This is a genomic window from Sphingobacterium tenebrionis, from assembly GCF_037126265.1.
In the GTDB taxonomy this organism is placed as follows: domain Bacteria; phylum Bacteroidota; class Bacteroidia; order Sphingobacteriales; family Sphingobacteriaceae; genus Sphingobacterium; species Sphingobacterium tenebrionis.
In genome coordinates, this window is the sequence record NZ_JAYLLN010000036.1 from 1 (window position 1) to 22,376 (window position 22,376).

Consider the following 22,376-nt stretch of genomic DNA (forward strand, 5'->3'; position numbering starts at 1 on the left):
GCTGAAAAGTACAAAACATCGACTTGCAGCCTAATATTGCTCATGAAATTATAATGGAGCTCCAGAAAGCTATAAAACAGAAGAAGGTGCCTTTTTAGACACCTTCTTTTTGTTGAGTATCCTTCGTAGTTAAACCATACTGAAAGTAACCTTAAAGTATGTAAAATGTATGGTTTATATACTAACCCCCTACTTTAACCATACTTTAAACCTACTTAAAGTACGATTATGACCCAAAAACAAACATATTTTGAAGGCACAACTGGGACACCATGCCGAGAAAATGGATAATTAATGCTAAGATAAGAAGCTTAATTTAAAGGTGTTAAAACTGATTGAATAATCCTAATTTTATTGGTTTACCTAAAAACAGAAAACCCCAATGGAGATTGGGGTTTTCTGGTTGTCATATTTTATAGTTGAATTAAATCAAATCCACACTACGTTTAACAAATGCTGTCAATTCAGGACCTGTCAGCAATCCTCTGGATAATAACGCCAAGTCAAAAGCCTGTTTTGCCAACTGCGATCCTTCTTCTTCCGAAGATTCTAAGATCCGTTTCACTAATGGATGGTTTCCATTAACCGTAACCTTATAATTATCCGGAATACTTCCATAAAAGCCCATGCCACCACCTGTTTTCGCCATATCCTTCATTCTGCGCATAAACTCATCCATGGTCACCGAAACTGGGAAATCCCCTTCAGGCAAGGCATCGATCTCCACCTTCATGTCTGCTCTTGAAATCGCCTTTTCAAAGATCGCCGAAGCCTTCTTGCTCTCCTCTTCGGAAAGGTTCAGACTGATCTGCTCATCTTTTGGAATCAATTTCTCGATCACATCCGAGTCGATTCGTTTCAATTGTACCTTCTCCCCTCCTTTTTGCTCCAAATAACCCGTGAAGTGGGTATCCAAAGGACCATCTAATTCCAACACATCATAACCTTTAGCTTTTGCACCCGCAATAAAGCTGTCCTGTTGTGATTTATCGGTTGCATAGAGGTATACAATATTGCCATCTTTATCCACCTGGATATCTTTGACCTTCTCGTAATATTCTTTGATAGTAAAATATTGATTATCCACGTCTTTCAACAGACAGAAATCATTCGCTTTTTCAGCAAATTTCTCATCGGTCAACATACCGTATTTGATGAACAGACCAATATCTCCCCATTTCTCTTCAAACCCTTTACGGTCTGCTTTGAAGATTTCCTGAAGCTTATCGGCTACCTTCTTCGTGATGTAATTGTTGATCTTTTTCACATTGCTATCCGCCTGAAGGAAGGAACGGGAAACGTTCAATGGAATATCCGGTGAATCAATAACCCCTTGCAACAACATTAAGAATTCAGGAACGATATCTTTCACTTCATCCGTAATAAATACCTGACGGGAATACAACTTGATTTTGTTGCGTTGAATCTCCATCTCGTTCTTTACTTTCGGGAAATACAGGATACCTGTCAGGTTGAACGGATAGTCTACATTCAAATGGATCCAGAACAAGGGTTCGTCCATCGAATGTGGATACAGTTCATGATAAAAATCCAAATAATCCTTATCGGTCAATTCGGATGGCGATTTTGTCCAGGCAGGGTTGGTATTGTTGATGATATTATCAACTTCCACACTTTTATACACCGGTTTACCATCGGCATCTACTCCATCTTCTTCGCTGCTCGTTTTGGTACCAAAGCGAATCGGAACCGGAAGGAATTTCGCGTATTTGTTTAAGATCTCTTGGATTCTAGCCTTATTCAAGAATTCTGCGGATTCTTCATTGATATGAAGGATCACATCGGTTCCGCGCGTGGTACGCGCACCTTTGGAGATCTCATAAGAGGTAGAACCATCACAGGTCCAATGTGCAGGTTCTGCACCTTCCTGATAAGATAAGGTATCAATTTCAACCAGATCCGCCACCATGAACGCCGAATAAAATCCCAACCCAAAACGGCCGATAATTTCATTGGCATCATTGGCTTCTTTGAATTTCTCCATGAATTCCGTAGCACCGGAAAAAGCGATCTGATTGATGTATTTTTTGATTTCTTCGGCCGTCATTCCGATACCATGATCAGAGATAGTAATGGTTTTTGCGTTTTCGTCCAATTTAACATCGACGGTTAAATCGCCAACTTCACCTGCATATTGACCTAAAGAAGCTAATCTTTTGATTTTTTGAGAGGCATCTACGGCATTGGAAACCAATTCGCGTAAGAAAATCTCATTGTCTGAGTATAAGAACTTTTTAATAACCGGGAAGATATTCTCGGTATGAATGGAAATTGTACCTTTCTCTTCTTGCATATCCTTAATTTATAATATTTTTCTATAGTTTGTCCAGTATATTATCAAGGAGTATTCCATTGTTAATTTTAAGTCAATTTGACAGCATCAACTGCAATTTTTACATAAAAAGGCTACTTTAGCGGAATAATCTTTGCAAAAACATCTTATGGCCTTCAGCAAACCTGGTTTTTTAAAATCTCCATTGGAACATTATCGCGATAGTATGGAAAGCGTTATGGGCAAGAAATCGGCCGTGTTTCGGGAAAAATCAGTCAAAAAAGGCTTACCTTTTGTTTATACCCTGGTATTCAACCAAGATACTTCGGAACCCCTGTGCACATTTTCTTATGGCGCTTCTTTTGCGGTTACTCCCGATCAGAAAGAAAAGGTGGAGTTGATGCTGCAGATGGATAGCGAAGATATGGCTTGGGCACATGTTGTAGGTTATCTAGCGAATCAATTGCGTGGCGATTGCCCCTTCAACCCAGGGGAAATCATCCGGTTTGGACAAAAAATTAGCCAAGAATCCAAATTAAATTCATTCGTGCTGGTCACGCCAGATCTTGATGGACTACCAAAGCCCGTCTTTGATGGTAAAAAGTCCACTGGTGTTCATATTATGCAGCTTTTGCCTATCTATGAGGAGGAAGTTTTAAGCATTGCAAAACTGGGATTACCGCAATTTTTGGCCTTGATAGAACCTCATAAAACCAATCCTCTCCGAAAATCTTTTTAATTTTTTCTTTTCCTGTGTAGCAATTTTGAAGGCGTTAACGTATTTAGGATAGAACGTTCTGAATTTTAAAGAAAAGAGATAATTGAACATGAAAAAATTTAGCATTTTATTCGTTTTTGTAGCAGGAGTATTCAGTTTAACAAGTTGTTTGAAAGACGATTCAGATATACCTTCTACATCGGTAGTCACCTTAACCAACCTTTACCCTACTGAAAGTGGCGTACTTTACTTGGTAAACAACAACCAAATTCAAATACAATCTGGAAAATATAAATCCAACGAAGGATTTTTAGCTATCCCAGGCAATAAGAACATCAAAGTTATTGACCGTTCCAAACTTACAAAAGAAGGCAGCAATGCCAACGAAGTGATGATTGACACCAATTTGACCTTCATTGACACCCTTTCTTACAGTTGTTTTGTTTACGGACAGGTGGAGAAACCTAAATTCGTCCGTGCGAAAAACATCGCTGTAAAGGATTTGGGAACAAAATCAGGTGTTCGTGTATTCCATTTGGCAACAGGAGCAGAAAAGATCAACATCACGATTGGTGATCAAGAGATTCCAGCTTTCATGAATAAAGTTCAGGAAAGTGCAGCGACGATCGAAACTACGGAGGTATTTCGCCCTGTAAATTCTGGAACATTTACGATCAAAGCCACTGATGAAGCCGGAAACCTTTTGGCACAAAAAGAAAATGTGAACCTAAAATCTGGTTCTTACCATAATATCCGCATCAACGGTATCAAAGGAAATGAGAAATTTCCACTTGAAATCAGCTTGAGCGACCAAGAATAGGCAGCTTTACAATACATCCATAATTAGATTAGCCCATTTTATATGGGCTTTTCTTATTTTTATACCATGGAAAACATTTCAGGTGAAAACCAAGCTGCTCAAAACATAGCTTTCAATGATGCCTTTCAGGTCCTGCACGGAAAAGCCCATGAGTTTGTTACCGATAAACAGGAAGAATTGCTATTGAATTTTGGATTGGAAGATTATAGCGATTATGCGCTGGATGAATCCCAAAACAGCATACAGTTTTTCCATGCAGATGGAAGTCCTTCCCTTTCCTTCCAATATCTTCTGATTGGGACTTGGAACCGTAGCGAAAATACCTGGACTTGGGCTTGGGAGGGTGATCATCTTATTCAAGAAGACCTGGAGGTGATCTTTAATTATGGTGAATTTTATGGTTTCGAGGCTTTGACCTCAAGGAAATGGCAAGCCACCGAAAAGCATGCTTGGGCCGTTGGGGCAGTATCTGCCTACCTCCGTGGTGCAAATGGTATTTTCAAATTACCTTTTGTAGACGTTGATAAGTTTATCCTACTCCAAAAAATTCAATAAATTCCTTATTTTCGCAAACATTTGTTTTTAAGAAATGAAGCGCGCATGCAGTTAACAAAGTTAGAGATCAAGGGATTCAAAAGCTTCGGAGATAAAGTATCCATCAATTTCAATGAAGGGGTTACCGCTATTGTCGGCCCAAATGGTTGTGGCAAATCCAATGTCGTGGATGCCATCCGTTGGGTTTTGGGCGAGCAGAGTACCAAGACCCTACGCTCGGAGAAAATGGAGAATATCATTTTTAATGGTACAAAGAACCGTAAACCGGCAAATCTTGCAGAAGTATCCTTGACCTTTGATAATACCAAAAATATATTGCCTACCGAATTTACCACGGTAACCATTACACGAAAGCTTTTCCGTACAGGGGAAAGTGAATACCGGTTGAACGATGTAAAATGTAGGCTAAAAGATATTACCGATCTGTTTTTGGATACCGGTATCGGGGCAGACACCTACTCGATCATCGAGTTGAAGATGATCGATGAAATCATTGCCAATAAGGAAAATTCAAGAAGAAATCTTTTCGAAGAGGCTTCAGGAATTTCAAAATATAAGGTTCGGAAAAAACAGACCTTATCCAAACTGAAAGAAACGGAAGCCGATCTTTCCCGCGTGGAGGATTTGGTGTACGAAATTCATAAGAACTTAAAAAGCTTAGAGAACCAGGCCAAAAAAGCAGCCAAATACTTCAGTTTAAAAGAAGAATATAAGGAGGCGAGCATCGGATTGGCCTATTATAAGCTGGAAGGTTTTCATCAGGACCTGGAGCGGATCACGGAACAAGAGGGCAATCAACAGGATGAACTGCTCAAACTCCAAACCAAGATCACGCAGCAGGAAAGTAGTTTGCAGGTCTTAAAAAAGGATATCCTTTCCAAAGAGAAGAACCTGGCTACCCAACAGAAGATCACCAATGAATACGTAAATAAAATCCGTTCCTACGAATCGGAAAAAAAGATCAAGAATGCGCAGATGCAGCATCTACAGGAAAAGGATGCTCGGTTGAACAATGATCTGAACAACGATAAGCAACAGTTGAACCATGTGCTCTATAACATCAAACGCTTGAACGAAGAGCTGTTTGAGGAGCAGGGAAAACTGGAGAGCATGAGTTTGGAATTGGAATCGAACAAACAGGAAGTGGATGCCTTAAGAGGGCAGCAACAAGCTGCTAAAGGAAAATTGGATGCTTTTAATCTATCGAGTACCCAATTGCAGAACCAGATCTATAAACTGGAAAAGGATATTGCCGTTCTTGGTATACAACGAGATGCGTTGGAGCAGGAATCCTTAAGGACCAGTACCGATACCCAATCCAAGGAGCAGGAACTTAACCAGTTCAATATGGTGGTTGCAGAACTCGAAGAACGGGTGAGCCTTCAACAGGAGCAATTTGATGTGTCCATGCAAACCGAACAGGAACTACAAGGAAAAATCAAAGAGACAGAAGAGCAAATCAAGTCCTGTACGGATGACCTACATAAAGAGATAAGGATTGCCGATTCCAAGCAGAATGAATATAACCTGACCAAATCGTTGGTGGATAACTTGGAAGGATTCCCGGAATCCATCCGTTTCTTAAGAAAACATGCGGGTTGGAAACAGAAACATCCCCTATTTTCAGATATTCTATTCTGTAAGGAGGATTATCGGGTAGCCATTGAAAATTATTTGGAACCTATCATGAACCATTATGTGGTAGAATCTAAGGAAGATGCGGTGCAAGCCATCCGTTTATTGTCGGAAGCCTCTCGTGGAAGAGCCAATTTCTTCGTTTTAGATGCTATAAACGAATTGGCGAATGATCAACCTACCTATCCGTCCGATGATCGGTTGATTTCTGCCATGGAAATCATATCGGTGGAGGAAAAATATAGACCACTTTGCAGTTTATTGCTGCAACATGTTTTCTTGCTGAAATCCGAAACGGAGATCAACCTGGAAAGCAGTTTACCACAGGATCAACGTATTATCCTACAACGAGAAGGAAAATACAGCAAAACCAGATTAGGCCTAAGTGGTGGTTCGGTAGGATTGTTCGAAGGGAAAAGGATTGGTCGGGCAAAGAACTTGGAAAATCTTGCCAAGGAGATCAAGACCCTGAACCAACGGATAGAGGGATTACAAAAAACGGAAAAGGAATTAAACGGTAAACTGATCTCCTTTAAAGGAAGTTCGCAAAAGGAATTCATTGATGAACAACGCATGCAATTGAATCGCTTGAACAATGAATTGATCTCGGTTAAAACCAAACAGGAACAATACCTGACCTTCATTAACAACAGTCAGAACCGGAAATTGGATATTGAGACCAAAATCCAACAGCTTTCGATCGATCTGGAAAAGGCGGAACCGGAATTGATGCGCCTTAAAATCCAATCGGAGAATGATCAGGAGGAATTAATGCGTCTTCAGGAATCTTTTAGGGATATTTCAGAGATCTTAACCGATAAATCCACGGTATTCAATCAGATCAATATCAAATTCCATCAACAACAGAGCAAGGTTTCCACCTTGAACAAGGATTTGGAATACCGCGATGCGCAGCAGCAGGATTTTGAAAAGCGGATCGAGAAAAACAGTTTGGAATATGAGCAGGTGAAGGTGGAAATGAAAGAAGCACTGAAGTTTGTAGACCATGATGATTCCGATCTTTTGACCATGTATGAGCAGAAAGAATCCTTGGAAAGGGGATTGCAGGAAGTGGAAGAAGATTTTTATGCCTCCCGGAAGACGATCAACGATGTGGAAGAGGAAATCAGTTCTTTACGGAAATCAAAGGAAATCTGTGATACCCTGATTTCGGAATTGAAAGATAAGAAGACGAGTTTACAGATTGATCTGAATTCATTGAAAGAAAGGTTGTCGGTAGAATTCAATATTAATCTCCAGGATCTTTTAGAGGGAGAAATCCCTGAAAATAGACCGAGATGGCCGGAATTGGAAAACAGCTGTCAGAAATTGAAGAAGCAGTTGGATGATTATGGTGTGATCAATCCAATGGCCAAAGAGGCTTATGATGAAATGAGCCAAAGGCATGATTTTATTCAGAAGGAAAAAACTGATTTGTTGGAAGCGAAAGCTTCCTTAATGAGCACGATCATGGAAATCGATCAGACGGCAAATGATAAGTTCATGTATGCTTTTAATACGGTTCGTGAGAATTTTATTCAGGTGTTCCGGTCTTTATTTAATGAAGAGGATTCCTGTGATATTGTATTGAGCGATCCGAATAATCCATTGGAATCGGATATTGATATTATCGCTAGGCCTAAGGGTAAACGACCATTGTCGATCAACCAATTGTCTGGTGGGGAGAAAACATTGACTTCGACAGCCTTGTTGTTTTCTTTGTACCTATTGAAACCTGCCCCTTTCTGTATTTTTGATGAGGTGGATGCACCATTGGATGATACAAATATTGATAAGTTCAATAACATTATCAGGGAGTTTTCGAACCAATCGCAATTTATTGTGGTATCGCATAATAAACGGACTATTGCAAGTACGGATATTATTTATGGAGTGACGATGGTGGAGCAAGGGGTTTCAAGAGTTGTTGCTGTGGATCTAAGGGACGTAGCTTAACTTCGTTATTTACCGTCATTGCGGAATCCCCGTCATTGCGGAATTCTCGTCATTGCGAGGAGGCACGACGAAGCAATCTTCAAGCATGTCATGGTGAGCGTAGTCGAACCATCTGTTCGGATACAACCGTACAGATCCTTCGACTTCGCTCAGGATGACAAAGACTACGCTCAGGATGACAAAGACTTCGCTCACCATGAAAAAAAACTAACCTCCCCACTAAAAAAACCATCAATCCTTCAATGTTCTTTCGAACAACTTAAAGATCCTCTTATACTCATCCGTCCAGCTACTTGCCGTCACAAAACCATGGTCTTCCACGGGATAAACCGCCAAATCCCAATTATCCTTGCCCAACTCAATCAACCTCTGGTTCAATCTCACAATATCCTGGAACTGCACATTCACATCCACCATCCCGTGCAACATCAATAAATTCCCCTTTAACCCCTCCGCAAAATAAATCGGAGAGCTCCGTTTGAATGCAATAGGATCCTCCACCGGCGTATTCAAAATATTTGCCGTATACCCATGGTTATAATGCGCCCAATCGGTCACAGATCGAAGAGCTGCGCCAGATTTGAACTTATCAGCCTCCGTAAACAAAGCCATCAGTGTAATAAATCCACCATATGAACCGCCATAAATACCCACATTAGCCGGATTTACCCCATAATTTTCGACCAAATAATTCACTCCATCCACTTGATCCGTTAAATCCTTACCTCCCATATGTCGATAAATTCCCGTACGATGATTTCTGCCATAGCCAGAACTTGCAGTATAGTCAATATCTATTACCGTGTAACCATGATCCGCTAACATATTATTGAACATGTATTCGCGGAAATATTGGCTCCACCAAAAATGTACATTCTGAAGATATCCCGCACCATGCACAAAAACAACAGCTGGCTTATTCGGATGAGGGTTTTTAGTTGGGTATACCCTCGCATAAACATCATCTCCATGTCTATTTTTGAATTTAACCATATCCGGCTCCCTCCAGGCATAACTATCAAATTCAGCACTTGTCGACTTGGTCACTTGCTTGGCGGCAACCTTTGGGTTGTTGGGCTGCATATACAATTCCCAAGGCTTGTTCATGCTGGAATAATTGATCGCTAACCATTTCTCATCTGGAGATAATGTTACTTCATTCCCTCCTTTCATTTGGGTTATCTGCGTCAATTCCCCTCCAACAACGTTCAAGGTATAAAAATGTGTTATCCCAGGATGTTCCTTATTACCAGAAAGATAAAAAGACTTCTTATCCTTTGATAATTGCACCGATTGAACTTCCCAATTCCCAGAAGTCAACTGTTTCTTTTCATTGTTCAATAGATCATAAGTATACAAATGGGAATACCCACTCGCTTCACTCTGGAAATAAAAAGTATGACCATTTATCCAGCGGACATCCCGCCCTATTCCTGGACCAGAAATCCACGCATCATCATGTTGCCTATCCAATACCGTTAACTTCCCATTTGATGGATCCACCTGTAAGATCCAGAAATCCTTATTATCCTGCGATTTGGCGGTTATAACTCCATATTTTCCATCAAGCGACCAAGAAGTGACCCCCCAATTCACAGCCCTATCTTTGTTTGATTCCTGTAGTTTTGCCAAGCGTTCTGGATAATCCGAAAGATAAGCTGGAAGATCCTTGATGCCGGAAATACCTGCTGATTTAATCTCCAACACGGTATCCCGATCCAATTGGTAGAGGAAAGATCGATATTGGGTCAAGGCATTACCCACTTTAGTCCTCATATTCAGATCCTCTACATAACCCGAGCGGGTGATGAAATCAGGAACAATTGTATTTCGATTTCCTTTTGCCGGATAGACCAATCGATAATTGATCTGTTTCCCATTCGGATTGACACTCCAACCAGCTAAAATTCCATCGCCAATATATTGAGGTTTTAAGGTCTTTGTAGGCTTTCTATTATTTTCTTTAGGCTTATCCTTGAATACATCAAATAGCTCCTCTTGATCCTTCTTTAACCAGTTATCCTGCTCGCTTAATCCGCTTCCCTTTCCTGGCGCTTGGCCTTTTACAAAATTGCTCAATTGCTTGAGCTGCATAGTGGACAGGTTTAAGGCATAGAGGTTCTCATTTCTTACAAATACGAGATCATTATTGGCAAGAAACCCCAATAAAGATTCTCTTTCCAAGGTTTCGGTCAATTGAATCTCGCTTTTCGATTTGGGTTTTACAAGATATAAGTCGCCATTCTTTTCATAGGCCTTTAAGCTGGCATCTTGGCTTAAAACATAATTTGGAGCGATATCGCGTTCTGCAATACTGTCTGTACTGGGTTCATATTGCTGTTTTTTCACATCCCAACGGAATACTTCCGATTCGTTTTTATTATTGGGATTCCAATCGAAATATAGGTATCTACTATCAGCAGACCAACGATAATTACTGGGTGCAGTACCCATCCATTTCGGATCACGCATGATCTTCTCGACCGTTAGAGGCGCCAATTGCGCATAAACTTGGGAAATGGGAGCAATAAAAAACAGGGATAAATAAAGGTTAATCTTACGCATACGATGAATCTTGGGTTGTAAGGCAATTATACGAGATAATTCAGAAAAACAAAGGGTTGTTCAATCAATTTGAACAACCCTTTATATTAAAGTTACAAATGGGTAACTACAATTTTTTCACACGAATATTACGAAGGAACACTTCGGTACCATGGCCCAAGAAACCGATATGACCAGCTTTATTGGACAATCCAGGATGATTTTTCTTATCAGCCGTACCATTTTTGCTGGCAGCAGACAAATCACCATCCACAATAACTTTTCCATTCACCGTCACTTTGATTTTATTTCCTTGAACACGGATTTCTTCAGTATTCCATTCACCAACTGGATTTAGGGATCCTCGTTTTGCAGCGATGATACCATAAACCGATCCATGGTATTGGTAAGGCTGAAGGTTTTTATACACCTCTGCCCCATCGTCCAAGATCTGGATTTCCATTCCTGCATAGGCAGCATCACCATCTAAAGGCGTACGAATACCCACACCATTATTGGCTCCAGGCGTCAATTTGAATTCGAAACGATAAACGAAGTCACCATATTGCTCTTTGGTATATAGATTCTTACCGAATTTTGCAGTAGGGTTTGAACGGATATAACCTTCCGGTGTAATTTCGTAAGCCGGAGTAGCGGTCCATTTATCTAGATTTGTTCCATCGAACAACATTTCGAAACCTTCGTTCTTTTCTTGATCGTTCAAGGTATAGACTTCTTTACGCGCTAATTCTTTGATGTAGATATCGCGGTACCATACGCGAGAACCATGTGCCTGAAGTTCGATCTGTTCGGTTGGGAAAATCGATTGATTTCTGTCCCAATAGTTTTCCAAAGGAACATTGTCCACTACCAATTGACCATTCAACCAAACGGAAACATTTTCACCAACCATACGGATTTTGAAATTATTCCATTCACCCAATGCATTATCAGCAACAATTAAAGGGTCTTTACCGCCTTTATTGTTGTTATATAGACCACCAGAACCCACTTGCGCTCCAACATTGGTACGCGAAATATCCCAGATCTGAACTTGAGGCGTTCCTCTTAAATAAACTCCAGCATCTGGTTCTTTTCCATTTGGATCCAATTTCCAATCCACCAACATTTCAAAATCGCCATATTGCTTAACAGAAGCAATATTATCGCCATGTCCAGAGAAAACAAGGTCTCCATCGATAGCCGACCAGCTTTCGCGCATCTTCTTATCCGCTTCTGCTTGTTTGGTTGCTAATTCTGCCTTGGATAATTTAGCTCTGGAGATTGGGTTTCCAACAAGTCCTTTCCAACCTGTTAGGTCTTTACCATTGAACATAGAAACAAATCCTTCTCCTTGAGGCATTTCCGCCAAATGGCGTACTACGGCTTCCTTCAGGTAGGAGCTTTCACTTCCGGTCAATTTACCAGCAGCCTTCTCCAAAATACCGCGTACTTCCTTACCTACGAACGATTTATTATCCATAGCCACGTTCATAGCTACATTGGATGCCGTCTCTCCTAGATCCTTGTCGTCCATATAAGGAGCAGCAAACATCATGGCTTGGTAAGTTCCAGTGGATTGCAGGTTGCTCAATGCCGATTTTTTCTGGGCAGTAGTTTGTGCAATTTCAAAGGCATCTTTTAGGAACAAGGTTTTCTGTTCTGGCGTGATCTTACTGGCATTGATCTGTTTGATCAAGCCCGTAAAAATGCTGTTGAACAATTTCGCATCTTTTTCGGTTCTCGACAACTTGATCAAAGCTTCCAAAGATTCTGGATTTGACCAGTTGGCCAAGGCCTGAATGGATTCCGCTTTTAGTGGTCCATTGCTATTGTTGTAATTCTGTACTGCCTTAAGCGCTTCTGCACCACCCACACCAGCAAATATTGGGAAATATTTACCTGCTGAAGGAGCGGCAGAACGAGAAATATTAGCAGCTAATTTCTGGATTTTTGCATCCTTATCCGCACTTGCGTTTAAAGCGATAATAGCAGCACGTTGAGCCGCCTTTACTTCTTCTGCATTTTCTGAATCCAATAGATTGATCAATGCTTCAAAATTATCTGGGTTCACCACATTCGGAAGAGCTTTATAAGCCGCTAATCGCACATTAGCATCATTGGATTTTGTCAAGCCAAGTACAGCAGTCGCCGCATTGGCATTGCTTCTTTGCGCAAGGACATCCAAAAGCGCTAATTGTGTTTTCGTATCAGCTGTAGGCAAAGCTTGGTTTACCACATCGATGGTGCCTGCATCTTTAGCTGAAAGAATCAATGTTTTGATAGCTTTAGTCTCTGCATCCGATGCAGCCGATAACTTGGAAATCAAAAATGCGGTATTGGTTCCTTTGGAAAGTACAGCCAATGCATTTAATGCGGCAATTTTAGCTTCCTCATCTTTAAGGCTGTTATAATTTTTCTCGATGGTCGAGATGGTAGAAGCTGCATCTTTGGAAGCTAAAAAATTCAGAACGGCTTCCTGGTTATCGGCATCTAATCCTCTAAGAGAAGCTGCTAATTTTTTCAGATCACCAGCCGATGCTTCATCAGCTAATAGGCCTAAAGCCACATTTCTCAACAACTTATCATCAGAAGCCGCTAATTTGATGAGGTTCTTCTTTTGTTTATTAGGAGAAATTTCTGTCAGAATACCCAAAGCTCCAGCTTGAATCGTTGCCGATTTAGCCGCTGCAGCCTCTTGGTAAAGGGTATTTGCGAACTTCGTTGCAGCAGCATTTTCATCTTTTGCTACCAATTTGTCTGCATATTGGATAGCTAATGCTGCAGCATTTGAACGATCAAATGCATAATTCTTCTCTTTTGCTTTTTGAAGGAAAATGGCCGCTGAATTTGTTCCAGCAATATGGCTCAACGCAGTCAATCCAGCGAATTGGAAATTATCAGAAGGATATTTCCCTAATAATTCAATGATCTTGGCTTCTGCTTCTTTGGATTCCAGGTCACCTAAAGCCGTTACAATAGCAGTGGCAATCTTTTCGGAAGGTGCATTGGCCAAAGCATTGTTCAATGCTGCTGCAGATTCAGCGGTACGGATGCCATTCAATACTCGAGCAGCTTTTTCTGCTAGGTATTCATCTGAAAGATAGGGCACTACTTTTTCGATAGCCTCATTCTTCGCACAGTTTTTCAGTAATTCCAATACATAACCTTTGTTATTGGCATCTTTCAATTTATCCAATGCAGCAAGCAGACCTTGCACATAATTTGCACGTTGGCTATCAAAGCCTGGTTGCATCACATAAAAAGCGTAGGAATTGGTTGCATATTCCACAGGTGCATTGTTTCCACCTTGTGGTTTCAAGCCCATCAATAAGTTGGTTACATCATCAGCTGTAAATCCTTCCAGCTCCTTCATGGCCTGGCTAAACTTACCAATTTCTTCGGCGGGCTGTTGCGCCAATACATCTGCAATTTTGGTTGCCGAGGTACGGTTTGCAGGTTGCTGGGCATAAGCCGCAACCTGTATAAATAATAAAGCGGTTATCGTGTTAAATACTTTTTTCATGATTTCTTTTAGGTTTTAGAATGACCAAGGTCCTCTCATAGGTTGATTAATTAAGCGGTTTGCAGCTTCATCGTTTACAAACTCTTGTTTTGCAGAATCAAAGTGCAAGGTTCTGTTCAAGCGCAATGCCGCTAGGCCTAAATTCACCAAAGTACATGAATAATAACCGTTTTCTTCGTTCAGTGCGAACTTCTGACGCGTGCGTACGGCCTCCACAAAATCCGTCATCTGCGGAGCAGGATCTGGGTATTGGGCTAATTTACGCTCCATATCAGCGATATCGGATTGGAATCCGCGGTATAGTTTACCTTGAGGTCCTTCAATATACGCTTTACCTTCTTCTGTACCAGCACCATCTAAGATGATCTGGCATCCATCAGCATAGGTATAGGTGATTTTTCGCCATGTTCCGACAGCATCCGAATGTTGTTGTGGAGCATCCACCTCTACTTTGATCGGGCTTTCGTTGTCTTTTCCTAGGAAATATTGAACAGGATCTAAATAATGCTGTCCCATATCACCAAGACCGCCACCATCATAATCCCAATACCCACGGAAAGTCGTATGAACGCGGTGTGCACTGTATGGTTTGTATGGCGCTGGACCTAACCACATATCGTAATCCAATTCTTTAGGAACTTGTTGAACCGGAAGGTTCTCCTTTCCTACCCAATAAAATTTCCAGTCAAAACCGGTGTGTTTACTGATCGTCACTTTCAAAGGCCAACCCAACATACCAGTATCCACTAATTTTTTGATCTTTTTAACAGGTACATTCATGCCATAGAAATTGGCATCAAAACGGAACCAAGTATTCAAACGGAAAATATTTCCATGCTGTTTTACAGCTTCTTTCACTTTTTTACCTTCACCAATGGTTCTGGTCATTGGTTTTTCACACCAGATATCCTTTCCTGAACGCGCAGCTTCCATGGCCATTAATCCGTGCCAGTGTGGAGGAGTTGCGATATGTACAATATCAACTTCTGGATTATTGATCAGATCACGGAAGTCGTGGTGTTCCTTAATACCACCACCAAGCGCTTTTTGCGCTAATGCCAAGTGCCTGGTATCCACATCACAAATGGCAACAGTTTTTGTTCCTGCATAGCCAAAATGTCCGCGTCCCATAGAACCTACCCCAATGACACCTTTTGTCAAATGATCACTTGGAGCCAGATGGCCCTTACCCAATACAAAGCGCGGTACAATAGTGAATGCCGCAGCTCCGATTAGAGATTTCTTAAGGAAATCTCTTCTAGAAGAATTTTTTGTTTCGTTCATAATATTGATGGTTCCATTGAAAAAATATACGGTTTGAAAGGACGCAAGGTAGGATCTGATTCCATAATTTAGTCCGCCTTTCAAGTATATTAGCTCATAAAAACGTTTATTGTAGATTTAGTTTACAATTCTATAAAATCTTTTCAGTAATCACTTATTTAATCAGGTCAAATCTATATTATTTTACGCCATAATTGATGTAAATTACCTCAAAAAGAGAACACAACCGTTTGCGTAAATAAAATATTACTCATATAAGTATGACATATTCCTGTTCAGTTAATAAGTAGAAAATTTAATATAGGTAAATTTTAGAACTGAAGTAGCAATTAGCTTTAAAAAGCTAATAAAAGGTTAAATTATCTTTCGAAACAAAAAGAAAAAAAATAAATAAGTTTAATAAAGTTGTCAAATAGCTAATAAATTCCCTATTTTTAGCTAAAACACTTATCAATGCAATCCGTGCTAACAAGAGAAGATCAACTAAACCGACTTCGGACAACAGAAAAATGGGATATAATTATCATCGGAGGTGGGGCCACAGGTCTTGGAACTGCCGTAGATGCAGCCACCCGAGGATATAAGGTTCTACTGCTGGAGAAATATGATTTTGCCAAAGGGACATCCAGTAAGAGTACTAAATTGGTCCATGGCGGGGTACGATATTTAGCGAATGGAGACATTAAACTGGTTATCGGTGCCTTAAAGGAAAGAGGTCGTATCTTCAAGAATGCGCCGCATGTTTCGACAGTACAATCCTTTGTTATTCCTGTTTATTCTACCTTCAGCAAATTAAAATATTTGATCGGACTCAAGCTTTACGATTGGTTGGCAGGGAGTTTAAGGGTTGGGAACTCCATTTCCCTTTCCAAAAAAGAGGTGATAGAAAAATTACCGCATATAGCACAGAAAGATCTGCATGGTGGAATCTTATATTACGACGGGCAATTTGATGATGCCCGATTGGCGGTGAACCTAGCCCAAACAGCTGTGGAGCATGGAAGCACTGTTCTAAACTATGTGGAAGCAAAAAATTTCCGAAAAGATGAACAGGGTAAATTATCCGCTGTAATCTGTAAGGACCAGGAAACGGGTGAGGAATTTGTAGCAAAAGGAAAGGTGATCATCAATGCTACCGGAATCTTCGTGGATGATATCCTGAAATTGGATACCCCTACGCATAAAAACCTAGTTAGACCAAGCCAGGGATCACATATTGTGATCGATCAGAAATTCTTAGACGGCAAGGACGCCTTAATGATCCCCGAAACATCGGATGGTCGGGTGTTATTTGGTGTGCCTTGGCATGGAAAAGTATTATTGGGCACGACAGATATTCCCATCGATGAACATGAGAATGAGCCTAGGCCAATGGATCAAGAGATTGAGTTTATTCTGGAAACAGCTAAAAATTACCTAAGCCCTGCCCCAACACGTGCGGATATCTTAAGTATTTATGCCGGCCTACGACCTTTGGCAGCGCCTACTGGAAAGGATGGTGAAAGCACCAAAGAAATATCCAGAGACCATAAACTGATAAAAAGTGATTCTAATTTGGTGACCATCACTGGCGGTAAATGGACCACTTACCGCAAAATGGCTGAAGAGACCGTTGATATGGCTATAGCAGTAGCCGGTTTGATCCCGGTGCCATGTAAAACGAAACAGATGCCTATACATGGAGCTACGAAAGATCGTTATCATGGACATTGGAGTTTGTATGGAAAGGATTATGCGGCCATTCAATTATTGGCGCAGGAAAATCCAACATGGAAGGAAGAAATTGTACCAGGTTATGATTATCAGTTGGTGGAAGTGGTATGGTCCTGTAGACATGAATTTATCCATAAAGTGGAGGACTTTTTAGCCCGTAGATGTCGGCTATTACTATTGGATGCAAAAGCTTCCATCATAGCGGCAAGAAAGGTGGCAGAAATCATGGCTGTGGAATTGAATAAACCAGAAGACTGGGTGGAAAAAGAAGTTAAAGAATACGAGGAACTAGCTTCCCGTTACTTATTATAATATAACCTTTTATAAATTACGATAATGAAAGAATACATCATTTCCTTAGACCAAGGAACAACGAGTTCTCGTGCCATTCTCTTTAACAAAAAGGGAGAGATCGTTGATATTTCCCAGAAGGAATTTCAGCAGATTTATCCAAAATCAGGCTGGGTAGAACATGATCCGCAGGAAATATGGTCGAGTCAATTGGCTGTATTAACGGAGGTATTGGCCAAATCGAAAACCAAACTGGAATCCATCAAAGGGATTGGTATCACGAACCAACGGGAAACCACTATTGTATGGAATAAACGAACGGGAGTTCCCATTTATAATGCCATTGTTTGGCAGGATCGTAGGACAGCAGACTATTGTGCAGAGTTGATCGCAAAAGGACAATTAGAAAAGGTTCAGGAGAAAACAGGATTATTGATCGACTCTTATTTCTCAGCAACAAAGATCAAATGGATCTTGGACCATGTTAAAGGAGCACGTAAGCTAGCCGAACGTAATGAACTGGCTTTCGGAACGGTAGACAGTTGGTTGATCTGGAATCTAACCGATGGAAAGGTGCATGTAACGGATGTTTCCAATGCATCCCGCACTATGCTTTATAATATTAATACTTTGGAATGGGATAAGGACTTATTGGCCCTTTTTGATATCCCAGCTTCTATCCTCCCTGAAGTAAAAAGCTCATCCGAGATCTATGGAGAAACATCCACCGAATTGGGAAGTAAATCCATTCCGATTGCGGGTATTGCGGGTGATCAGCAAGCAGCCCTATTTGGACAGATGTGCCTGAAAAAAGGCATGGCGAAGAATACATATGGTACCGGCTGTTTCTTATTGATGAATGTGGGCAATAAGCCCGTGAAATCAGAGAATAAATTGGTGACCACGATCGGATGGAAAATAGGAAAAGATGTGGTCTATGCACTAGAGGGCAGTGTATTTATTGGAGGAGCTGTGGTACAATGGCTTCGCGATGAATTAAAGATCATTAAAAAATCAAGTGATATCGAAGCATTGGCTACGAGCGTGGATGATACGGATGGGGTTTATCTGGTTCCTGCATTTGCCGGATTGGGTGCACCTCACTGGGATGCAAATGCGCGAGGAACACTATTTGGTATTTCCAGAGGTACTTCCGACGCCCATATTGCGAGAGCAGCATTGGAAAGTATCGCTTATCAAACCTATGATATCCTGAAGGCCATGGAGGCAGATTCCAAAACAAAAATTAAGGAGTTACGAGTTGATGGCGGAGCTACGCAGAACAATTTCCTAATCCAATTTCAAGCAGATATCCTAAACAGCACCGTGGTGAGGCCTGAAATTACAGAAACTACGGCTATGGGAGCAGCTTTTTTGGCTGGTCTAGCAGTGGGCTTCTGGAAAGATGTGAAAGAACTGGAAGAGTTATGGAAAGAAGATAAACGGATCAGCCCTAGGAAATCCAGTAAATTAAAAGAATATATTGCTTCCTGGAATAGAGCGGTAAATGCCGTTAAATATTGGTCAGATAATCCCTAAACAAAACAGATAAACCTAATATGAGTCCATTTTTAGCAGAATTAATAGGAACAGGTGTCATGATCCTTCTTGGAGGAGGTGTAGTGGCAAACGTGGTATTGAATAAGACCAAAGGAAATAATAGCGGCTGGATCGTGATCTCGACGGCTTGGGCATTGGCGGTATTCGTAGGCGTCAATATCGCAGGACCATACAGTGGTGCCCATCTGAACAGTGCCGTAACGATCGCCAACCTAGCGATGGGGAAATTGGACCTTGCTACTTCCCTATCCTATATCGCCGCACAATTTATTGGGGCGATGTTGGGAGCTTTGGTGGTATGGTTGATGTATAAGAACCATTTTGATGAAACTGAAGATGCGGGAGCAAAACAAGCGGTATTCTGTACCGCCCCGGCCATCCGCAACCAACCTATCAACCTGATTTCAGAGATTGTTGGCACTTTTGTATTGATTTTTACGATCCTACATTTTCAGGATGCCAAGTTTTCGGATGATCAAGTGATTGGATTGGGTTCCATAGGGGCGATTCCAGTAGCCTTCCTGGTTTGGGCAATCGGGCTTTCCTTAGGTGGAACTACAGGTTATGCGATCAATCCGGCGCGGGATTTAGGTCCAAGGATCATGCATGCGATCTTACCGATCAGAAACAAGGCGGGATTTGATGGAGGATACGCTTGGGTTCCGGTAATTGGTCCGATAATTGGGGCTTTATTAGCTGTAGGACTTAATTATTTGGCCCACTAACCGCAAAAAAATACAACATGAAGAAAGGATTCTTTAAAATATTGAACCGTATCAATCAAAAAATCTTGCCGAGTTATAGCAAGAAGGATCCCTCAAAATTAAGTAAGCTACAACAGGCCGTTGTAGCTTACCGATATTTTGTATTGGTGAACTCGATGGATTAGACTTCTTTCAAAGGATTAAGCCTCTACAACTGGATTATCACCCGATTCATCCTTTAACATCTTCACCGTATTGATCGGGAATGTCACAGCTTGGTTTTCTAAAACATTCTTGATTTCTTCCCCTAATTCGTTCTTGGTTGCCCAATAATCTTCACGTTTTGTCCATAAACGGATATTCAAGGTAATTCCAGACTCTTTCAGGTCGCCTACCAACACTTCAGCCTTCGGTTTGTCCAATACACGAGATTCTTTAGCTATTGTCTGCAGGATCATTTCCCGTGCCTGTTTGATATTGGTATCATAGGATATCACCAAGGAAAACTGCATTCTCCTTGCCGCAATTTTTGTAAAGTTCTTGATAACGGAGTTGGCCAAAGTACCATTAGGACTGAATACCCGGATACCATCATCGTCAATTAATGTAGTATACAATAAATCGATACGTTCCACTGTCCCGGAAGATCCATTAGCACTTGAAATATAATCACCTACGTCAAATGGTCTAAATAAAAGAATTAATACGCCACCCGCGAAATTGGAAAGACTTCCTTGCAGAGCCATACCAACTGCTAGACCAAAAGCACCTAGTGCAGCCACAAATGAAGTGGTTTGAATACCCATCACTCCTGCTGCTGTAAGGTAAAGAAATACATATAAACAAATCTTAACGATGCTTTTGATGAAGGTACGGATGGACATGTCTACATTTCTTCTTTCAAACCTTCTATCGATTAATTTTAAGATAAAGCGAATGATGTATTTTCCAACGAATAAGATGCCTAATCCGATCAAAACCGATGGTATTGCTTGGATGGTATTATCAATTAAACGTTCTAAACTTGCTTCAATATTTACAACTTTCATATAGTGTGATTTAATCTGAATCGCAAAATTAAAAATTATAAGCGTTTTTGCGATGTATGGGGATATTTTAAATAACTTTATCAGATGGGATTATTATATTTTGACAATAATGCGACCACAAAGTTGGATGATCGGGTTTTAGATTCGATGTTACCCTATCTGCGCGAATCCTATGGAAATGCATCCAGTATACAGCATAAATTAGGTCGGCAGGCCAATCATGCGGTAGAACGAGCAAGAAACCAGGTTGCGGAAGTACTTTCCTGTCAAGCCAAGGAGATATTCTTTTGCAGTGGATCTACTGAAGCCATTAATACCGTAATCAAAGGGGTTTTTCAGGCCTACCAAAAGAAAGGTAAGCATATCATTACTTGTAGAACGGAACATAAAGCTGTATTAAGCGCGTGTTCAGCTGTTGAAAAGTCAGGTGCCGAAATTCAGTTTTTGGGATCTGATGGGAATGGGTTAATTGATTTAAAAGAATTGGAAAATAGTATCCGGGAAGATACGATCCTGGTCTGTCTGATGGCTGGAAATAATGAAACTGGTGTACTTCATCCGATTTTAGAAATTGCGGAGATCTGTGCTAAGAAAGATGTGTTGTTTTTTTGTGATGCTACGCAATGGATCGGAAAATTGCCGTTGAATTTGGCGGAGGTTCCTATCGATATCCTCTGTTTGAGTGCCCATAAATTTCATGGACCAAAAGGTTCGGGAGCTTTATTTGTCAGAAGAAAAAGCAAACCGATACAGATTCTAGCGTTGATTGTTGGTGGAAATCAAGAACATGGTTTCCGTGGGGGGACATATGCCGTTCCGCAGATCGTAGGTTTGGGGGGAGCTCTCTTTTTGGCCAAAGAGGCTCATTCTTTGGGGAATCTTCGGGATTATTTTGAAGAAAAGATCGTGCAGGAAATTCCGGAGGTTAATATTCATGGTAAGGAAGTGGATCGTTTGCCGAATACATCCAATGTGCATTTTACCTATGTTAGAGGTTCAGAATTGATGACTAAAGTACCAGAAATCTGTATTTCATCTGGTTCAGCCTGTGTTTCGGGCGATCGTGATCCATCTCATGTGTTGAAAGCGATGGGATTATCGGATGAGGAGGCTTATTGCAGTTTAAGGTTTAGCTTCAGTAGGTATAATGAATTGGAAGAGATTGATGAAGCGATTTTACAATTGAAAAAAGCGGTGGATAGTATTCGGAATTCCTCGCCTATCTGGCAGATGTATAAGGAAGGATTATTGTAGGTTTCGTCCTTTACTGTTTGTTTGATACTGTTCATCGGTTATTGTTATTCGGTCAATATGACAATTTTAAGATGAATGCCAAATCGGAGGAACTAATAAATTGATTAACTTTGTATTTTATAAAAAAGAAGAAAAGATGGTTACCATAACAGATAAAGCAAAAGAACGTGTAGCAAAGATCATGAGTGATGAGAATTATGATTCAAGTTATTTTGTGAGAGTAGCGGTAGAAAGTGGAGGATGCTCTGGGTTATCCTATAAGCTTCATTTTGATAATGAGGAGAAAAAAGGCGATCAGTTTTTTGAGGATAATGGGGTGAAGATTTGTTTGGATATTAAATCGTATTTGTATTTAGCAGGAACGGAATTGGATTATTCGGATGGTTTGAATGGAAAGGGTTTTGAATTTCATAATCCAAATGCCTCCAGAACCTGCGCTTGCGGAGAAAGTTTCTCGGTATAAGAAGGATGATG

15 protein-coding genes are annotated in these 22,376 nt (G+C 40.7%); 10 read left to right on the plus strand and 5 right to left on the minus strand.

The window, feature by feature from the left end; genetic code table 11:
- Positions 1 to 424: 424 nt before the first annotated feature.
- Positions 425 to 2,314, minus strand: a complete 1,890-nt coding sequence (gene htpG / locus VJ786_RS13175) for a molecular chaperone HtpG (RefSeq protein ID WP_336557861.1) — start codon at positions 2,312 to 2,314, stop codon at positions 425 to 427.
- 148 nt (positions 2,315 to 2,462) lie between these two features.
- Here htpG and VJ786_RS13180 point away from each other — a divergent pair, with 148 nt between their 5' ends.
- The 4 genes from VJ786_RS13180 (at position 2,463) to smc (ending at position 7,977) form a co-directional block, all read left to right on the plus strand.
- Entirely contained in the window at positions 2,463 to 3,032 is a 570-nt protein-coding gene (locus VJ786_RS13180) for a suppressor of fused domain protein (protein ID WP_336557862.1), read from the plus strand.
- A gap of 88 nt (positions 3,033 to 3,120) precedes the next feature.
- Positions 3,121 to 3,831, plus strand: a complete 711-nt coding sequence (locus VJ786_RS13185) for a DUF4397 domain-containing protein (RefSeq protein ID WP_134777824.1) — start codon at positions 3,121 to 3,123, stop codon at positions 3,829 to 3,831.
- A 66-nt stretch (positions 3,832 to 3,897) separates the two neighbouring features.
- A complete protein-coding gene (locus VJ786_RS13190; RefSeq protein WP_336557863.1) occupies positions 3,898 to 4,386 on the plus strand; it encodes a DUF6882 domain-containing protein in 489 nt (162 codons plus the stop codon).
- Between the two features lie 45 nt (positions 4,387 to 4,431).
- Positions 4,432 to 7,977 (plus strand): chromosome segregation protein SMC, encoded by a 3,546-nt coding sequence (gene smc, locus VJ786_RS13195; RefSeq protein WP_336557864.1) that lies wholly within the window; start codon positions 4,432 to 4,434, stop codon positions 7,975 to 7,977.
- Between the two features lie 231 nt (positions 7,978 to 8,208).
- On the opposite strand, the gene VJ786_RS13200 is transcribed toward smc, so the two are convergent.
- The 3 genes from VJ786_RS13200 to VJ786_RS13210 all read right to left on the minus strand — a co-directional run bounded on the left by VJ786_RS13200 (position 8,209) and on the right by VJ786_RS13210 (position 15,331).
- Complete coding sequence (locus tag VJ786_RS13200; protein ID WP_336557865.1) at positions 8,209 to 10,542, minus strand: S9 family peptidase; 2,334 nt, start codon at positions 10,540 to 10,542, stop codon at positions 8,209 to 8,211.
- A 106-nt stretch (positions 10,543 to 10,648) separates the two neighbouring features.
- Complete coding sequence (locus VJ786_RS13205; RefSeq protein WP_336557866.1) at positions 10,649 to 14,047, minus strand: DUF1080 domain-containing protein; 3,399 nt, start codon at positions 14,045 to 14,047, stop codon at positions 10,649 to 10,651.
- Between the two features lie 15 nt (positions 14,048 to 14,062).
- Positions 14,063 to 15,331, minus strand: a complete 1,269-nt coding sequence (locus VJ786_RS13210) for a Gfo/Idh/MocA family oxidoreductase (protein WP_099365705.1) — start codon at positions 15,329 to 15,331, stop codon at positions 14,063 to 14,065.
- A 453-nt stretch (positions 15,332 to 15,784) separates the two neighbouring features.
- Here VJ786_RS13210 and VJ786_RS13215 point away from each other — a divergent pair, with 453 nt between their 5' ends.
- The 4 genes from VJ786_RS13215 to VJ786_RS13230 are packed head-to-tail and all read left to right on the plus strand — an operon-like array spanning position 15,785 to position 19,784.
- Positions 15,785 to 17,356 carry a glycerol-3-phosphate dehydrogenase/oxidase gene (locus tag VJ786_RS13215; RefSeq protein ID WP_336557867.1) on the plus strand — a complete coding sequence of 524 codons (1,572 nt, stop codon included), beginning with the start codon at positions 15,785 to 15,787 and terminating at the stop codon, positions 17,354 to 17,356.
- Positions 17,357 to 17,380: 24 nt separating this feature from the next.
- Positions 17,381 to 18,874: a glycerol kinase GlpK gene (glpK, locus tag VJ786_RS13220; protein WP_336557868.1), complete on the plus strand. Its 1,494-nt coding sequence runs from the start codon at positions 17,381 to 17,383 to the stop codon at positions 18,872 to 18,874.
- A gap of 20 nt (positions 18,875 to 18,894) precedes the next feature.
- Positions 18,895 to 19,620, plus strand: coding sequence for an MIP/aquaporin family protein (locus tag VJ786_RS13225; protein ID WP_336557869.1), 726 nt, complete (start codon positions 18,895 to 18,897; stop codon positions 19,618 to 19,620).
- Between the two features lie 17 nt (positions 19,621 to 19,637).
- Positions 19,638 to 19,784, plus strand: a complete 147-nt coding sequence (locus VJ786_RS13230) for a hypothetical protein (RefSeq protein WP_336557870.1) — start codon at positions 19,638 to 19,640, stop codon at positions 19,782 to 19,784.
- Positions 19,785 to 19,799: 15 nt separating this feature from the next.
- Here the strand turns inward: VJ786_RS13230 and VJ786_RS13235 are convergent, their stop codons facing one another.
- On the minus strand, positions 19,800 to 20,648 hold the full coding sequence (locus tag VJ786_RS13235) for a mechanosensitive ion channel family protein (protein ID WP_336557871.1): 849 nt from the start codon (positions 20,646 to 20,648) through the stop codon (positions 19,800 to 19,802).
- A gap of 84 nt (positions 20,649 to 20,732) precedes the next feature.
- Between VJ786_RS13235 and VJ786_RS13240 the strand changes: the two genes are divergently transcribed.
- Together VJ786_RS13240 and VJ786_RS13245 are read left to right on the plus strand one after the other, a co-directional pair.
- Positions 20,733 to 21,902: a cysteine desulfurase family protein gene (locus tag VJ786_RS13240; RefSeq protein ID WP_336557872.1), complete on the plus strand. Its 1,170-nt coding sequence runs from the start codon at positions 20,733 to 20,735 to the stop codon at positions 21,900 to 21,902.
- A gap of 136 nt (positions 21,903 to 22,038) precedes the next feature.
- Positions 22,039 to 22,365: a HesB/IscA family protein gene (locus tag VJ786_RS13245; RefSeq protein ID WP_099365666.1), complete on the plus strand. Its 327-nt coding sequence runs from the start codon at positions 22,039 to 22,041 to the stop codon at positions 22,363 to 22,365.
- Positions 22,366 to 22,376 lie beyond the last annotated feature (11 nt).

Bases quoted from the DNA above. Each gene is read 5' to 3' on its own strand.
- VJ786_RS13225 (WP_336557869.1), top strand. From the start codon at position 18,895: ATGAGTCCATTTTTAGCAGAATTAATAGGAACAGGTGTCATGATCCTT.
- VJ786_RS13235 (WP_336557871.1), bottom strand. From the start codon at position 20,648: ATGAAAGTTGTAAATATTGAAGCAAGTTTAGAACGTTTAATTGATAAT.
- VJ786_RS13185 (WP_134777824.1), top strand. From the start codon at position 3,121: ATGAAAAAATTTAGCATTTTATTCGTTTTTGTAGCAGGAGTATTCAGT.
- VJ786_RS13245 (WP_099365666.1), top strand. From the start codon at position 22,039: ATGGTTACCATAACAGATAAAGCAAAAGAACGTGTAGCAAAGATCATG.
- VJ786_RS13180 (WP_336557862.1), top strand. From the start codon at position 2,463: ATGGCCTTCAGCAAACCTGGTTTTTTAAAATCTCCATTGGAACATTAT.
- smc (WP_336557864.1), top strand. From the start codon at position 4,432: ATGCAGTTAACAAAGTTAGAGATCAAGGGATTCAAAAGCTTCGGAGAT.
- htpG (WP_336557861.1), bottom strand. From the start codon at position 2,314: ATGCAAGAAGAGAAAGGTACAATTTCCATTCATACCGAGAATATCTTC.
- VJ786_RS13205 (WP_336557866.1), bottom strand. From the start codon at position 14,047: ATGAAAAAAGTATTTAACACGATAACCGCTTTATTATTTATACAGGTT.
- VJ786_RS13210 (WP_099365705.1), bottom strand. From the start codon at position 15,331: ATGAACGAAACAAAAAATTCTTCTAGAAGAGATTTCCTTAAGAAATCT.
- VJ786_RS13190 (WP_336557863.1), top strand. From the start codon at position 3,898: ATGGAAAACATTTCAGGTGAAAACCAAGCTGCTCAAAACATAGCTTTC.
- VJ786_RS13200 (WP_336557865.1), bottom strand. From the start codon at position 10,542: ATGCGTAAGATTAACCTTTATTTATCCCTGTTTTTTATTGCTCCCATT.
- VJ786_RS13230 (WP_336557870.1), top strand. From the start codon at position 19,638: ATGAAGAAAGGATTCTTTAAAATATTGAACCGTATCAATCAAAAAATC.
- VJ786_RS13240 (WP_336557872.1), top strand. From the start codon at position 20,733: ATGGGATTATTATATTTTGACAATAATGCGACCACAAAGTTGGATGAT.
- glpK (WP_336557868.1), top strand. From the start codon at position 17,381: ATGAAAGAATACATCATTTCCTTAGACCAAGGAACAACGAGTTCTCGT.
- VJ786_RS13215 (WP_336557867.1), top strand. From the start codon at position 15,785: ATGCAATCCGTGCTAACAAGAGAAGATCAACTAAACCGACTTCGGACA.